13 protein-coding genes are annotated in these 15,384 nt (G+C 38.8%); 1 reads left to right on the forward strand and 12 read right to left on the reverse strand.

The annotated features are described in order from the left end of the window. Window position 1 precedes the first annotated feature (1 nt). Together A3H37_05615 and A3H37_05620 are read right to left on the reverse strand one after the other, a co-directional pair. Window positions 2–676 (reverse strand): ATP synthase F0 subunit A, encoded by a 675-nt coding sequence (locus tag A3H37_05615; protein ID OGL48554.1) that lies wholly within the window; start codon window positions 674–676, stop codon window positions 2–4. 13 nt (window positions 677–689) lie between these two features. Next, window positions 690–920: a hypothetical protein gene (locus A3H37_05620; GenBank protein OGL48555.1), complete on the reverse strand. Its 231-nt coding sequence runs from the start codon at window positions 918–920 to the stop codon at window positions 690–692. Between the two features lie 352 nt (window positions 921–1,272). Between A3H37_05620 and A3H37_05625 the strand changes: the two genes are divergently transcribed. Next, window positions 1,273–2,994, forward strand: coding sequence for a hypothetical protein (locus A3H37_05625; GenBank protein OGL48556.1), 1,722 nt, complete (start codon window positions 1,273–1,275; stop codon window positions 2,992–2,994). A 284-nt stretch (window positions 2,995–3,278) separates the two neighbouring features. Here A3H37_05625 and A3H37_05630 read toward each other — a convergent pair whose 3' ends face one another. The 10 genes from A3H37_05630 to A3H37_05675 form a co-directional block, all read right to left on the reverse strand. Further along, window positions 3,279–3,833: a hypothetical protein gene (locus A3H37_05630; GenBank protein OGL48557.1), complete on the reverse strand. Its 555-nt coding sequence runs from the start codon at window positions 3,831–3,833 to the stop codon at window positions 3,279–3,281. A gap of 134 nt (window positions 3,834–3,967) precedes the next feature. Continuing rightward, complete coding sequence (locus A3H37_05635) at window positions 3,968–6,286, reverse strand: hypothetical protein (protein OGL48558.1); 2,319 nt, start codon at window positions 6,284–6,286, stop codon at window positions 3,968–3,970. Window positions 6,287–6,301: 15 nt separating this feature from the next. Beyond that, window positions 6,302–7,216 (reverse strand): hypothetical protein, encoded by a 915-nt coding sequence (locus A3H37_05640; GenBank protein OGL48559.1) that lies wholly within the window; start codon window positions 7,214–7,216, stop codon window positions 6,302–6,304. Window positions 7,217–7,219: 3 nt separating this feature from the next. After that, complete coding sequence (locus A3H37_05645; GenBank protein OGL48560.1) at window positions 7,220–7,828, reverse strand: 4Fe-4S ferredoxin; 609 nt, start codon at window positions 7,826–7,828, stop codon at window positions 7,220–7,222. Window positions 7,829–7,951: 123 nt separating this feature from the next. After that, window positions 7,952–9,223 carry a hypothetical protein gene (locus A3H37_05650; protein OGL48561.1) on the reverse strand — a complete coding sequence of 424 codons (1,272 nt, stop codon included), beginning with the start codon at window positions 9,221–9,223 and terminating at the stop codon, window positions 7,952–7,954. 141 nt (window positions 9,224–9,364) lie between these two features. After that, window positions 9,365–9,802 carry a hypothetical protein gene (locus A3H37_05655; GenBank protein ID OGL48562.1) on the reverse strand — a complete coding sequence of 146 codons (438 nt, stop codon included), beginning with the start codon at window positions 9,800–9,802 and terminating at the stop codon, window positions 9,365–9,367. Window positions 9,803–9,878: 76 nt separating this feature from the next. Beyond that, on the reverse strand, window positions 9,879–10,547 hold the full coding sequence (locus tag A3H37_05660; protein OGL48630.1) for a cytochrome b6: 669 nt from the start codon (window positions 10,545–10,547) through the stop codon (window positions 9,879–9,881). 83 nt (window positions 10,548–10,630) lie between these two features. Beyond that, a complete protein-coding gene (locus tag A3H37_05665; protein ID OGL48631.1) occupies window positions 10,631–11,047 on the reverse strand; it encodes a hypothetical protein in 417 nt (138 codons plus the stop codon). A 198-nt stretch (window positions 11,048–11,245) separates the two neighbouring features. Then, a complete protein-coding gene (locus A3H37_05670; GenBank protein OGL48563.1) occupies window positions 11,246–13,060 on the reverse strand; it encodes a hypothetical protein in 1,815 nt (604 codons plus the stop codon). A 238-nt stretch (window positions 13,061–13,298) separates the two neighbouring features. Continuing rightward, window positions 13,299–15,347: a hypothetical protein gene (locus tag A3H37_05675; protein ID OGL48564.1), complete on the reverse strand. Its 2,049-nt coding sequence runs from the start codon at window positions 15,345–15,347 to the stop codon at window positions 13,299–13,301. Window positions 15,348–15,384: the final 37 nt, after the last annotated feature.

The raw sequence follows: 15,384 nt of genomic DNA on the forward strand, positions 1-15,384 counted from the left end.
TTTAATGTGCCTCTTCTACTGACAGTGAAATATAAATCATTGACAGCATAATAAAAACTATTGTCTGAACAAAGGCTACAAAGATCTCCATCACCATCATTGGCAGAGGAACTATAAGAGGAACAAGGGCTGCAAAGCTTGCAAGCACCAGGTGCCCTCCGAATATGTTTCCAAATAAACGGATTGACAGCGATACAGGCCTGACAATATGGCTTACTAGTTCTATAGGTATCATAAGAGGCGCAAGCCATCCTATTGGACCTGTAAAATGTTTTATATATTTTATTCCGTGCGCTTTAAACCCGTAATAATGGGTTGCGAAAAATACAACTATTGCACAGGAAGCTGTAGTGTTTATGTTGCCGGTCGGTGAATCAAAACCAGGAATCAATCCGAGCAGATTGGATGTCAGAATAAAGAAAGCAAGGCTTCCGATGAGAGGGAAAAATCTCCTTGACTCATGTCCCATAACATCCTTCATAAAATCAAGAAGCGCTGATATTATAAGCTCAAAAACATTCTGCTTCCCTTTTGGTATTGTTTCAAGCCTGCGTGTAACAAGAAATGAAATGGTCGTGAGGATGATTGTTACTAAAACTGCCAGAAATACAAACCTGAATTTTTCTGCTATATGTGGATTTAATGGCAATAAGAAATAAACAACAGAATGCTCCATCTATCCTATTTCCTTATTTTTTATTTATAATCTCAAATATTATTTTAAACCCCGCAGCCACGCCAAAAATTGTAAAAATTATCATTAATATTGGTTTTGTTCCAAACCACTTATCCAAGTAGTAGCCCATAGCAAAACCAACAAGCGTAGCAACTACAAGGTTTATCCCGATAGTGCTTAAAGAACCCATCTGACGATAGAGGCCATTGCCTTCCTTATCATTTTCTTCTCTATCATCATTCATTCATTCATTATTTTTTTTAAATGCGGGGTTAGAAAACCCCGCCTATTGACCTGTCTGCCGACAGGCAGGTAGGCGGGACATTCTTGTCCCGCAAAAACTCTGAGATTATTACTCAAAATTTCATCTGTGGAATCCTTCTTTAATCTGTGTAATCTTTTCTACAAAAAGTTGCTTTCAGCTATCATATTCAAAAAACTTTTGTCAAGGGAAAAACTCTATATTTTTATGCCTTGACATAAAACCTAAATTCTCCTAATGAGTGATGTCGATTTATGGTTTTTTCTTTTAACCATTGTCTTCATGTTAACTTATTGAAATTATTCTTTAGCCAATATATTTTACAGGAGAAAAAATGATTTTTCGCAACTATCTTTTTGTGATTGCTGTCTGTATTGTTTTAATCTTTCCGTCCTTTGGAATATGTGCTGACAAAAAAGAAACAGATCCCCAGAAAATTATTTCCATAATGAATAAAGAACTCTCAAGGTCAACGAACAAGCTAAAAGCAGAAAACTTTGAAAGTTCCTACTTTATAAGCTACCTTATGAGAGATATAGAAGATTTCAGCGTTTCCGGAAAATACGGGGCAATTAATTCAAATTTCGCTGACAGGAAAAGAAACTTAGATATAGATATCCGGGTAGGAAACTATGACTTTGACAGTTCAAACCCTGCTACTGAAGATGCTATATGGGACCCTGACTCAAACCACTACGAAATATACAACTACCTTGAAGCACCTCTTGACAATAACGAGGATGCTCTCAGGAATGCGCTTTGGCTCCTTTCTGATTTTCAATACAAGGAAGCCCTTTCAATGTACCTGAAGAAAAAGGGAAAGAAAATCTTTGAGGTCGATAAAAAAATATTAATCTCTGATTTCTCAAAAGAAAAAGCATATGTCTTTTTTGACAAAGAAGAGAACTTCCTGATTCCCAAAGATGAATGGGCAGACATTGTAAGAAAAGAAAGTCAGGAATTTAAAAAATACAGGGAAATATATGATTCAGAAATATCCATTGAGGCTAAAAAGATTTCAAAATATTTTATAAACTCTGAAGGTTCTGAAATTTTCACCCAGGAACCTTTTATTTCTCTTGGCATTTCAGCAAAAACAAGGGCAGAAGATGGAATGAGCCTTGATAACTCGAAGTACTTTTACTTCAGAAACCCCTCGCAGTTCTTAAACCGGGAAAAACTCCGGGAAGAGATAAAAAAGATAATAAGCGACCTGTTGCTTTTAAGAAAGTCTGAAACCATCGACCCCTATACAGGTCCTGCAATCTTATCCCCTCAGGCTACAGGAGTTTTTTTTCACGAAGCAATAGGTCACAGGCTTGAAGGAGAAAGGCAGAAAAGCGAAAAAGAAGGACAGACCTTCAAAGGGAGAATAGGAGAAAAAATAATTCCGGTATTTCTGACTGTTGAAGATGACCCTACGCTTCAGGACTTCAGAGGTATACCTCTTAACGGTTACTATAAATTCGATGAAGAAGGAATTCCGTCCCGTAAAGTAACGCTTATAGAAAACGGTATTCTTAAAAACTTTCTGCTTTCAAGAACACCAATAGAGGGTTTTTCTAATTCAAATGGTCATGGAAGAAGTAGCTCCAACCATAACCCTATGGCGAGGATGGGAAACCTCATAGTCCGCTCGAATAAAACAGTCAGCAATGAAGAGCTTAAAAAACTTCTGATTGAAGAAGCAAAAAAACAAAACAAGCCCTTTGGGCTTATAATAAGGGATGTTGAGGGAGGAGACACAAGCACACAGAAAAGGGATTTTCAGGCTTTCAGAAATATACCAAAGCTTGTCTATAAGGTTGATGTGAATACAGGAAAAGAAACCCTTGTAAGAGGAGTTGAAATGATCGGGACACCACTCATAAGTATAGACAAAATAATAGCCACAGCTGATGACTATGAGGTTTTTAATGGCTATTGCGGTGCCGAGTCAGGAACAATACCTGTCTCAACAGTTGCACCGACTGTATTAATAAAAGAAATTGAGCTCCAGAGAAGCCCCGAGAAAAAACAAAAGCCGCCAATCCTTCCCCCGCCTGTATTTGATTGAGTAACCGCAGAGCCTTGCTCTGCCTCTTCCAATGTAATCGCAGGCTAAGAGCCTGCAACTACAAAGATAAGAAAGATAAAAAAACACAGACTGAATTCAGAAAAGCAGATCTATATTTTTTGTTGCTTGTAGAAACACACCTTCAGGTGTGTTATTTTTTTGAATCAACAGGTCTGAAGACCTGTTTCTACGTTTAAGGAAAGAGGCAGAGCAAGGCTCTGCGGCTACTCTTAACTATTCACCGATTCACCTACTCGCTATTCACTAACAACTATTCACTTCCCCTAAGCTTCCCAGTCATAATGGCATTTGAGGCAGGACTTCTTTGAATCCTCCTCCTCGTGACAGTCAAAACAGGTAGTCATTTTTGGTCGGTTAGTAGTAGGATTCTGTTTGTCGTGGGCTATGTTGCTATGGCAGTCTGTGCACTTGGCACCAACCTCTTCTATATGAAATTTATGAGGTATTTTGATATTTAAAGGATTTGTTTTAAAGCCTTTCTGCTCATTGGTTTTGGGAATATCCTTGTGGCACCTGATGCAGTTCGGGTTAACCCTTTCAGAATGGGCTGAATATCCCCTTGGGATAAACTCATCAGGCTTTGCATGGCACTGGGGGCACTTGACATTTTCAGGATGTACTTTTGAAGACCTCCAGAACTCGGAATGAGCCTGCTTATAATGACATGTCATGCAGAATTGACGTTGCGATGTAGTATATTGCTCCAACACAATAAAGGATGCAATCCCGCCAATCATAACAAAGATTCCAATAAGAACCCAGTATTTAAAAGGCATTTCAGGTAATTTCTTCGCAATTCTTATAGCTCTTTCAACCAACTCACTTCTCCTTGATTTTAGCTCTTAGCTTTCAGCTATCAGCCTACAGAATACTGATTTTTTCTCGCTACTTGCTACTCTCTACTCGCTACTTAATTCTTCAAGTTATAAGTTACAAGTCATTAGTTATAAGTTTATACTTTCGTAATTCTCACCACTGTGTCCATCCATGCCTGGCTTCCGCCTATCGGGTCAGGTTCTGCCAGAATAACAGGATTGGGATGAACTCCATTCCCGTCTTCCTCCCACCAGATAAACTCAGTATTAAGTTCATCGCTCTTAAATTTCTTTGCCTTTGCTATTCTTCCGTATTCCCAATGGCCACAACTATCAGAAAGGGCAACCACATTAGGGTGAATTCCATTTGTAAGCCAGACTTTTGTTTTAATACTTCCAACGCTGGAATCAATTTTTATTTCATCATCTTTTTCAATCCCTAGTTTTTTTGCGGTATTAGCATTTATCCAGAGTTTGTTTTCGTGCACTATTTCCGACAACCACATACAGTTTGCAGTTTTTCCGTGTGTATGGACATTCAACTGGAATGTAACAAGGTGAAATTCATTATCCTTCATCTTTGCATGCTCGGCTATAGGTTCGTACACAGGCAATGGATTAAACCCTTTTTCCTCCATCCGCTTTGAATAAATTTCTATTTTTCCTGAAGGGGTTTTGAATCCATTTTTCTCATATTGCTTATATTCAGGCTGAGCCTCTGTGTCATACCAGATTCCATTATCTCTCAGGTACTCAAAACCTCCTGCCTCCGCAAGTTTATCTATCTTGGAAGCCTGTAATTTTATGTAATCCTTTGTTGAATTAAAACTAAAATACTTCTCCATCCCTCCGCCAATCCTTTTTGCCAGCTCAATCATTATATCAGTATGGGATACTGCTTCTCCGAGTGGTTTCACCACAGGTTGTCTCAGGCTGATAAGTGGCACAAAGCCAAGTGAAGGCGGAGTTTCTATTTCCCATCTTTCAAGATAAGTAGCTTCTGGAAGGATTATATCAGCTAATGCTGTACTTTCTGAATAGAATGAATCAATCGCTACATAGAATGGAATTATTCTTTCATCCTTCAATACATCTCTTATCTCCAAAGAATTCGGGCTGGAGTAGACAGGATTATAGTTATAGGTCATATAGAGACTTACTTTTTCTTTACCTGCTTTTATCATTGGAAGCACTTGGTAAAAAGCTTCATGTTGAAGCAAAGGGAAATTTGATGGATTTGAAAGCTCGCTTTTAATAGAAGGTGCTGGCGGCAATGGTTCCAAATCATTCAACTCATATATTCGCGGCATGCAGTAACCGCCTTTAACATCAATATTACCGGTTATTACATTCAGCAGAAAAATGCACCGTTCATTGTAGGTACCATTCCTGTGCTTTGTCACTCCTCCTGTAGAAATTGTTGTTGCAGGTTTTGTCTCTGCAAACTCCAAAGCTATTCTTTTAATTTCTGCTGCTGATACACCGCTTTCTTTTTCAGCCGCTTCAGGAGTGTACTGACTCAGATGCTCTTTGAGTTTATTCACTGGATAGTTAGTCCATTTTTCCAAAAATTCTTTATCATATAAGCCTTCCTGCATTATAACATTAGCCATTGCAAGAGCAACTATACCATCTGTGCCTGGTTTTATTGGATGCCATTCATCGCTCTTTCCTGCAGTCTGAGACACTCTCACATCAAAGGTAACAATCTTTGCAGGACTGTGCACTCTGCCTTCAAAGAGCCTCATTGTCCTTCCCTCTGCAATCCTCTGCGCAAAGCTTGTCCTCAGGATGTGCGCTTCATATGGATTTGAACCAAAGTTCAGCATGTATTGTGTATATGCAACATCGTTTATATCAATTTTCTCCCCCCATGTTAAAAGCTGAGAAACCTTTTTATTGGACCAGCCCAAATCTGCATGAACCAGCGCATTTGGAGAACCAAAAGCGTGCATAAATCGCTTTACAAAGTTTTGAGTCGTTATATCCCTTTCGCTCTGAATAATAAATTCCTCAGGATGTCCTGAATCCCTGATTGCCTTAAGCCTGTCTGCTATTGTATTGTATGCTTCCTCCCAGGTAATTCTTTTCCATTTTCCCTGTCCGCGGGCACCGCTTCTTTTCAAAGGATATAATATCCGGTCAGGGTCATAAACCAGATTAACCCCTGCCTGTCCCTTGGCACACAGCCTCCCTTTGCTGTTTGGATGGTCCTGATTCCCCTCAACTTTAACAAGTCTTCCATATTCCACAAACCCTAAAAGCCCGCACCTCGCGTAGCAGTTTAAACATGTGCTTTTTACAGCCTTTCTGATTCTACCTGTAGTACGTGAAACAGATGTTCCGCGAGTTAGTTCTTCAGCCTTCAGAGAAGAATCAAGATATTTTTTTGCAGAAAGTATTGACCCCCCTGCTACTCCGATTTTCAAAAAATCCCTTCTTTTAAACTTACTCATTTAATCTTTTCTCCATCAATGCAATGGCAGGCTCTGACCTGCAATTACCACCACAACTCTCATGGAATAAACCCCTATGAGAGTAAGTACCAAAGCTACAACTATGTTTCTCTTATATTTATTCAACTTTGAATTAAATATTATAAAGAGTGGCACAAGACCGCCAAAGAATATTTCTACCAGCAAAAATTCCCCTGCAAACTCTCCAAAAAGAATAAGCTTTGCCACCCTCAGAGCTTCCTCTGTGGAGGTAAGAAGCACAAGAATGTCATTAAAGACTAAGAATAAATCTGCTATAATAAATGCTGCGAGAAATTTTGCCAGACTCCTTATCAGTTCATCATCCTTTTCTACCTCAGCAGGGGTTTTATCTTTTTGGAAATAAGTATTTCTGATCATTGCAAGCAATATAACCAGAGAAATTCCGGAGACCATGGCAGATACAATAAAAAGAGTTGGCATCAGCGCAGTGCTCCAGAGTGCTCTTCCCTTTCCGAGAGCAAGAATAAACCCTGTATAACCGTGGGTTGCAAGAGCCAGCGGAATTCCGATTATCCCGAGGATCTTTGCTGTTTTATCTCTGCCGGTAAAAAGATACCAGGCATAAATTATTCCGTTAATAGGATATGCTGAAAGGAGAAAAGTTCCATAGGTGATTGGAGACTTCATATTGAGATAAAGAAACAAATGCCAGAAGCGGAATGGTTGTTCAAGATCTATTATAAGTGTCAGAGGTGCCAACATCAGCAGAATTGGCGCAATTACAGCTCCAATTTTTCCAAATGGCTTGTATTCTACTTTGCCTCCAATAGTAGCAATAACTGATATGACAAACGAACCGGCACTCAATCCTGTCAGGTAAAAATATGTGGCAATCAAGTAACCGAGTGGCATCTCATAAGGTGTATTATAAACTACGTTAACATCCATATTCTACTCTCTCCCTTTCATTGGATCCATCGCCTCAAGGTCAGCTCCTATATAAAAAACCTGAGGTTTAGTTGCCATTTCGGGTTTTAATACCTGGATAGGGTTTGCGGCAAGAAGCTCTGAAATCTCGCTTTTCGGATCCATGATGTTTCCAAATATCCTTGCTCTGCCAAGGCATGTTACAACACATGCCGGAGCTATCCCTGCATCAACCCTGTGGTTACAGAAATAACATTTCTGAACTATCCTTCTTATTGGGTTCACAAACCGTACATCATAAGGACATGACGCAATACAGTATTTGCATCCTATACACTTGTGCGGGTCTACCATAACTATTCCGTCTTCCCTCTGATATGATGCCTTTGTCGGGCAGTTTTGAACACATATTGGTTTTTCACAGTTGTTACAGAGAGAAGGAAGAAAGGATCTGCTCACATTTGGATACTTCCCCTTTTCTATGATTTTGACCCATGACCTGAAAACGCTGAGAGGAACATCATTTTCGCTCTTACACGCAACAGAACAGCTGTGGCATCCAATACACCGCCTCAGATCTATAACCATACTATATCTGACTTCAGTCTTTTCCTTTTCTTTATCAATAGCCATCAATCATTCTTACTTCCTTACAAAAAAATGTCCGTGGATTGTCCCTTGTCTCTCGCAACACGCCGGGCAACAAACCACAGAACACAAGTCTTGGCAGAGATAGGCTCTATAGCTCACTCATAACTATTTTTTAGATTCCAGTTCAAGGCTTACTTCACGGTATTTCAGGTAAAGCATTAGCAGTATGGCAAAGATTATTATAAGAAAATATACAAGGTTTTTCTTTCTCTGCTCCAGATTTTTATTAAAATCCGCTGTTAATTTTTGAATCTTATCAGTATTTGTTGTTACCTTCACGTTTATTTCATTAATCCTTTTTGGAGATAAAGCGTGTGTAAGAGGGCCAAGTTCAGTATAGAAAGTTTTAGCCTGATTAAAAAGATCTTCCATATCCTGCATATTCCTTCCAGAATTTTCAATTCCCTTCATCGCTTTCTCAGCCCTGTCAAGGTTATCTTTTGTATCAAGAATCAATTCATGAATTTCTTTGGCAATGTCAATTGTATCTCTGTCGGCGTGGCATTCTCCGCAGTGGCCTGCCTCGCTGCCCTGAAACACCTCTGCTGTAAGCATTCTATTCCTGTGATTGTCATGGCAGTCATAGCATTTTGGCCCACCTGATTTTTGTAAAGCCTCATAATGAGGACCCTCTTTGAAGTAAGAGAGAATTGTTGAGTGACAGTTGCCACAGACATCAGCAGTCTCTTTTACGCCCGGTGGTGTAGCTCCGTGTATCCCGTGGCAGGTTGCGCAATTAGGAACAAGAGATGGATTTTTTCCTTGAATCTTTCCGTATAAAATCTGTCCGTGGTAGCCTTCTTTAAACAGTGAAAGCTGGTTGGAAGGGATTCCATATTTATCCATAAGCTTTTTATCAGCATGGCATTTACCACAGGTATCAGGAACATTTGTATGATAAATATGGGAATTGGGGTCATTCACTTTTTTTATGTCATGTGCCCCGTGACAACTTGAACATACAGCTACATTCACATCCCCCTCGCCATAAAGTTTCTTGCCATGAACGCTTGATTTGTAAAGTTCAAACTGGTCTGTTCTTAAATTATATCTTCTCATCCTGCCAATGTCGGAATGGCATTTTGCGCATAATTCAGGAACCTTTTTTTTGTCAGGAGTACCAAGGAAGCCTGCTACATCAAACATTGACTTGTCAGTATCATCCATTATTTTTGAATTTCCACCGTGGCAGTCGTGGCAGCTGACCCCTGCCTGTTTATGAACACTCCCCTCCCACAAGGTTACCGGCAGACGGAGTTCTCCATCCTGCCCTCTGTGGCAGTTGACACAACCACTATCTTCAACCGCATAACATAAAAAAACCGTTCCAGTAACGATAACAAATGACAGCAATAATAACTTTGCAATTTTTAACATCTTTTATCCCTTTCAGTTAAGTCCAAAAGGTAACAATCAATAACATTTTTTATTAACAATAAAGTCTTTTTTTTAAAATCCATATATTTTTCTTAATCTCTGACTTTCAACTTTTGATTTTTGGTCTTTGATTTTTATTTTTTAAGACACATATCCCCATATAGTAAGAATTATAAATCCTATCATCCCTGCAATTCCTAAAAATATTATAAATTTCCTTTTTCTTGGATTTCTTTCAGGATTTCTGTCAACAAAGGGAAAAATAACAAGAAGCAACATGACGAGTCCCTGAGCGAAAACTCCGAGTACTTTTGGAGCCCACTGCCCTAAAAAATCAAGATATTCTGCAGCCTTTAAACCCTGGTATGCAGCAAGAAAGTACCACTCAGGTTTAATATGTTCCGGAGTTGTAAATGGGTCTGCAGGAGGCTCCATTGGAGCAGGGTAATATGTTGCCAGGGTAAGAAGCAGCGCTATAAGCATAAAGGCAACTATAACTTCTTTGAGCAAGTGATTCGGGAAAAATGGAATCCCTTCTTCTTCCCATTTTTCTTTAGATTCATTTAATTTATCACTCATTTTAATCACCCCAATGGTTTAAATTACAAACAGAAAACTTTACAAAAACTAAAAACTCTTCTCTATTCACTGTTAATCACAATGGCCCTGAAATCCCCTGCTTTCTTATCATTATGAAGTGCATTCCCAGAACTGCGCTTATCACAGGAGGCAAAATCGCAACATGGATTGCAAAAAATCTTGTTAGAGTAACCTGCGTTACATCAGCACCCCCGCGTATCAAAATTTTAAGAAGATTCCCGAAAATCGGCATTGCACTCGGCACTTCAGTTCCAACCGTTGTTGCCCAGTAAGAAACCTGATTCCATGGAAGCAGATATCCTGTAAACCCAAAAGTCAGAGTCAGTGTTAAAAGAACAACACCTGTAACCCAGTTAAAATCTCTTGGTGGTTTATATGCCCCGTAAAAAAAAACTCTTAGCATATGAAGAAAAACAGTAACTATCATCAGGTTTGATGCCCAGTGATGTATATCCCTGAAAAGCCATCCAAATGGAACATTGTTTGTAATATGGACAACGCTTTTGTAAGCCTCTGCTGTTGTAGCGCGGTAATACATCAGAAGCAGCACCCCTGTAAAAGCCTGAACTAAAAACAGGAAAAAGGTCATTCCTCCAAGGCAGAATGAGAAATTAACATGGTGCGGCACAGGTTTCTTTAAATTTTTTTCCAAAGCCTCCTTGATGCTCAGACGTTCATCCAGCGGACCATATACAAAGCCTGTAAGAGTTAGAAGGTTAAGTATTTCCCTGAAGCTTGTACGGGCAGCCAAACTCTTTTTCTCGTCTTTTTTACTTTCTTTTTCTTCCATGGTTTAATTTACACCTCCTAACCTATTTTAATCTGGTCATTAATTATTTCTGCTTTATAACTTTCAAGTGGTCCTGGCGATGGACCTCCAAGGACATTACCTCGCAAATCAAACTTTGCTGCGTGGCACGGGCATGCAATCTGCTTTTCATCGGGATGCCAGTTAACAAGGCATCCTAAATGGGGGCATATTGCTGACAAGGCAAAAACTCCTTCCTGTGTATGCACTACAATTGTTGGCTTCCCTTTATAACTTATTTTTGATGCGTTCCCAACAGGTATTTCAGACAGGGCAATTGTGGTTCCCTCAGAACCTTCTTCTGTTGTTGAGCTCTTGGTGGGCCATAAAAATGCGAGACCTGTATAAGCCGTCAATACTGCCCATGCAGTAACTCCTCCGCCTATACAGTAATCAAGAAAAGTCCTTCGTCTCATTAAAACAGGCAACTCTTCTTTTTTTGCTTTTTCTTCCAAGCTGCAACCCTCCTTTTTTATAAAAAGTTTAAAGGTTTGTCATATCGCAGTCTTATAATATAGCATAATTCTCAACCATCCCTATTCGTATTCCTCCCCTACCCTAACAAACTCGCTCCACTCAAAGACAAAATGCAAATTCTTTTGTCAAATATATACTTATTGCTTCCTGCCTTTAAAAATCCCTTCAGCCTTGTTCAAGTTCTCCATTGACTTGCGAAGCAGAGCATCCGCATAATCAACATTATGAACGCCCTTTGCGTATTTAACGAAATCATAGTTATACCTTGCATCATTTAAAAAATTGAATACTTCTGCAAATTTAGGATTGTTTTTATCAATTAGCTCCGCCATACTCTCAACTCTTTTCAGGGTCGGTTCAAGATTAGTCAGAGAACTTTTTATTGCATTTTTCCACTCATCTAACATCCCTTTGTAATCTTTTCCATGGCATGAAATACACCCCTGCTCTGACGGCTTCAAGGTAAACCCGTCAAAGACACCTCCCTGCGCTTTTTCCTTCAAAGCCTCTGTTACATGACAGCCTATGCAATCAACCTGTGCAGTAAACATTGGGCTTGGTATCGGCTCTATCCCTTTACCTCCAACTCCCATATACATCTGCTTCTCTCCCAGATGTTTTGACTTGTGGCAAATATCACAGCTGTAATCCAGAGGTTCCATACTTGTGCGAACTGAGTGTTTAATTTCAAGATGACACCTAGTACACTCAACATTTCTTTCTGTAACATGTTTTAGATGCATAAATTCCACATCTTTATACCTTGCAAGCTTTTCAGGCTCTCCATGGCAGACAACGCAAAATTCCTGTGGAACATCTCCATTGCCTCTTATTGCATCAAGATGACATTTCTGGCAGGGAACTCCCCTTCCAACAAAATCCTTGTGATTGTAAGTTATATTCTGAAATTTAATATCTCGTTTAGGAACTTCGTGGCAAAGAGTACACCTTGCCTGGGTTTCAAGGAGATTTTTGTCTTCATTTATTCCTTTAAAATGGCAGACAAAACAGCTGTTCTCTGTAACTGCAATGTGTGTACCCTGGACAATCTGCGAATGGCATGAGGTGCATCTTAACTTCTTACCCCTTCTCATTTTAGTTAAATGGACTGTATGGTCAAAAATTATTCCTTGCTTGAATATTACTTTTCCTGTCAGAAGCCTTGTTGAATGGCATCCCTTTCTGAGGCAGGAAGCATCTTCTATCTCAGCATATGGTTTTGTGCTGTAAGTTCCTGTTACCCATTTTACTACCTGGGTTGCCGCCTGAAATTTCCCCTTGACCTCTTCCCTGAATCCCGGAGGGTAATGACAATCAACGCATGGAACCGTATTATGTTTTGAGGTTTTCCAGGCATTGTAATATGGCCTCATGATATGACAGGATCTGCAGAAGTAGGAGCTTGTGCTGAATTCAATAAATGTAATAAAAAAAACAATTACTACCAAGAGACAGGTGCCAAGGAAATAATAAATCCTTGGAGAAAAATGCATCACATCTTTTTTATCAACAGGGAAATGAACTCCAATATACTCAAAAAACCTTCTCCATTTTGCTTTTGATTTCTCTCTTTTCTCGATTAAAGACTCACGTTCTTCTGAGAGCCTTTTGACTATATTTACAAATTTATTTAAACTTAATGGTTTAACAAAATAATCTGAGGCGCCAGCCTTTATCAACTCAACAGCCGATTCCTCAATCCCCTGCCCTGATGTAACTATTACAAATGAATTGGGAAATTTCTGTCTTATCTCATTTAATACTTCAATGCTGTTTCTGTCAGGTATGTGATAATCAAGGATTACTATGGCTGGAGATTCATCCTTTACCTTTCTCAAACCATCTACTGCACTGCGAGAAATGATTACATCGTAACCCTCTCCCTCGAGCCTGATTTTTAAGGTCTCGCAACTTTTTTCATCATTATCAATTATTAATATTTTTTCGTTCATTACTAATTTTCACCTATAAATATTATATTTTTCTTTGCGATATCCTACTCGTAGAACTATCATGCAAATCAGAAACTGTCAAAAGCAATTTTAGTGCCAAAAATAATAAAAACAACTGTTTATGAATTAATTAGCTGTTTTTATTAACTTTATTTAAAATCTAAAAATTTTTTATTTAGTTTTTATTTTGTCAAAATATTATTTTTGATGACAAATTGTCATAGAATTTTTCAATTTCTTACCGTTTTCCTCTGACTCCATATTTTTCCCATATCTGGTCAAGCACAGCCTTTGATTCTTTCAAAATAGTTTCTGAATATTCAAAGTTATGAACGCCCTTACCTTTAAGAATTAAATTATAATTGCTTAAAGCTTCATTAAACACTTTCTTGTCATCTGTCACATCCTTGCCCATTTCTCTCTGTGCAAAAATAAGAGCAAGCTCATCTTTATCAATCAATGATTTTACTTCTCCAAGCATTTTTGAAATTTTCCCTTTCCAATCATCTAACATATTTCCATATTCCTTGCTATGACATTCAACGCATTTCCCTTTCATAACATTGATTGAATGTTCCTTGCCAATATTATGGCATCCGCTGCAGCCAATATCAGCTTGTGCCATCAGGCTTGGTTTTTTTTCTTTTTTCTTAAAACTATTAACATTGCCGTAATAAAGCTGGTACTGAAGGTTGTGGCAGCGCGAACACTGGGCTTTTTTATCATCGTGATGACAACCAACGCACCCCTTCTTGTTTATTTCAGTCTTTTTGTGAACTTTCAATGAATGGCACTGCACGCATTCAAGCCCGATATCATTTATGTGGTGGCTATGGGGAAAATCTATTTCCTGGAATTCAAATTTCTCTCTGGTTTTAATAAGCTTGTGACACATAATATTGCAGTAAGCATCAGAGAATTTTAATATCTCGCTTCTTGATGGAGGGGTAAAATCCTTATTCACCATCTTCATTGCTTCATCAATCATATCATTTGATGCCTTTAAAAGTTTTACAGCATATTCTACATTATGGGCACCTCTGCCTTCCTTTACAAAATTGTAGTTATATTTTGCATTCTCAATAAGCTGCTTTTCCTTTGAGATGTCTTTTCTGATTTTTCTAAAAGAACCAACTATCCCATCAGCATTTTCAATTCTTGGACCAAGTTCATTTAATATTTTGTTTATCTCAGCTTCCCATACATCAAGCATCTGGTCATATCCTGTGGTATGGCATGCAATACACGACCTTTTGTCTGCTTTAAAACTCTTATCTCCCAGGATATGAGTCCCTTTAACAGTTTCAACCTGTGTATGGCATCCATCGCAGGCAACCTGTGCAGCAAACATACGGCTTGGAATGTTTTCAATCCCTCTGCCCGTTGCACCCATATACATCTCTTTCTGTGCTGAATGGAGCTTGCTGTGACACCCCTCACAGGAAATCTCAAGAGTCTTTACCATCTTTACATTTTTGTGTTCAATTGGTGTATGGCAAGAGAGGCAGTCTATTCCATGTTTCTTAACATGATTATCATGTATAAACTGATGGTCCTCATATTTTTCCATTCTTTCAACATGACATGAATGGCATTTCTCTTTTGGGGCGTTTCCTTCTCCTTTGACTACATCCACATGGCATTTGCTGCACGTAACTCCTGTTCTCAAGTACTGTGTGAGGTCAACCATAAATCCACCGTGTTCAACAACTCCCTTTGGGCTTCCATGGCATGAAGGACATCCTGTTACTGCCTCACCCTTTGCAGCGCCTTTAAAATGACAGATAAAGCAAACCTCGCTTGTAACATCAATATGGCTTCCCTGAACTATCTGTGAATGGCAGCTCGTGCATCTGAGCATTTTTCCTCTCTTAATGCCGCTTAAATGTTGTTTATGGTCAAACTCAATCTTTCCTTTAAATTTTATTTTACCGGGCAGCATTTTTGTCTCATGGCATCCCGACTGAAGGCAATTACTGCTCGGAATTTCTGTCCTTGGCCTTGGATTATAAGAATTTGCAAAATACTTTATTGTTGAAACCAGCATCTTAAAACTATTATATTCGTGGCACTTCATGCAACTGACATTTTTATGGGAAGATGTCTTCCATTGCTCATAATATGGTTTCATATAATGACAGTTGAGACAAAATGTTGGGTTTTTTGTCCTGTAAAAAACAAAAATATTCAGAGCTATTGCAAAAGCTATTAACCCTGAAATAATAAGAATTATCTTCCTCTTCCTCTGCCAGATACCATTGCCGATTTTTTTTATACTGTTAACCATAATCTTTTCAAAATTCCTGTGGGTAGCCGCAGGCTTT

It is taken from the genome of Candidatus Schekmanbacteria bacterium RIFCSPLOWO2_02_FULL_38_14, assembly GCA_001790855.1.
In the GTDB taxonomy this organism is placed as follows: Bacteria; Schekmanbacteria; GWA2-38-11; order GWA2-38-11; family GWA2-38-11; genus 2-02-FULL-38-14-A.

Excerpts from the sequence above, each read along its gene's own strand:
- A3H37_05615 (OGL48554.1), bottom strand. The coding sequence starts at position 676 with ATGGAGCATTCTGTTGTTTATTTCTTATTGCCATTAAATCCACATATA.
- A3H37_05620 (OGL48555.1), bottom strand. The coding sequence starts at position 920 with ATGAATGATGATAGAGAAGAAAATGATAAGGAAGGCAATGGCCTCTAT.
- A3H37_05625 (OGL48556.1), top strand. The coding sequence starts at position 1,273 with ATGATTTTTCGCAACTATCTTTTTGTGATTGCTGTCTGTATTGTTTTA.
- A3H37_05635 (OGL48558.1), bottom strand. The coding sequence starts at position 6,286 with ATGAGTAAGTTTAAAAGAAGGGATTTTTTGAAAATCGGAGTAGCAGGG.
- A3H37_05640 (OGL48559.1), bottom strand. The coding sequence starts at position 7,216 with ATGGATGTTAACGTAGTTTATAATACACCTTATGAGATGCCACTCGGT.
- A3H37_05645 (OGL48560.1), bottom strand. The coding sequence starts at position 7,828 with ATGGCTATTGATAAAGAAAAGGAAAAGACTGAAGTCAGATATAGTATG.
- A3H37_05650 (OGL48561.1), bottom strand. The coding sequence starts at position 9,223 with ATGTTAAAAATTGCAAAGTTATTATTGCTGTCATTTGTTATCGTTACT.
- A3H37_05655 (OGL48562.1), bottom strand. The coding sequence starts at position 9,802 with ATGAGTGATAAATTAAATGAATCTAAAGAAAAATGGGAAGAAGAAGGG.
- A3H37_05665 (OGL48631.1), bottom strand. The coding sequence starts at position 11,047 with ATGAGACGAAGGACTTTTCTTGATTACTGTATAGGCGGAGGAGTTACT.
- A3H37_05670 (OGL48563.1), bottom strand. The coding sequence starts at position 13,060 with ATGAACGAAAAAATATTAATAATTGATAATGATGAAAAAAGTTGCGAG.
- A3H37_05675 (OGL48564.1), bottom strand. The coding sequence starts at position 15,347 with ATGGTTAACAGTATAAAAAAAATCGGCAATGGTATCTGGCAGAGGAAG.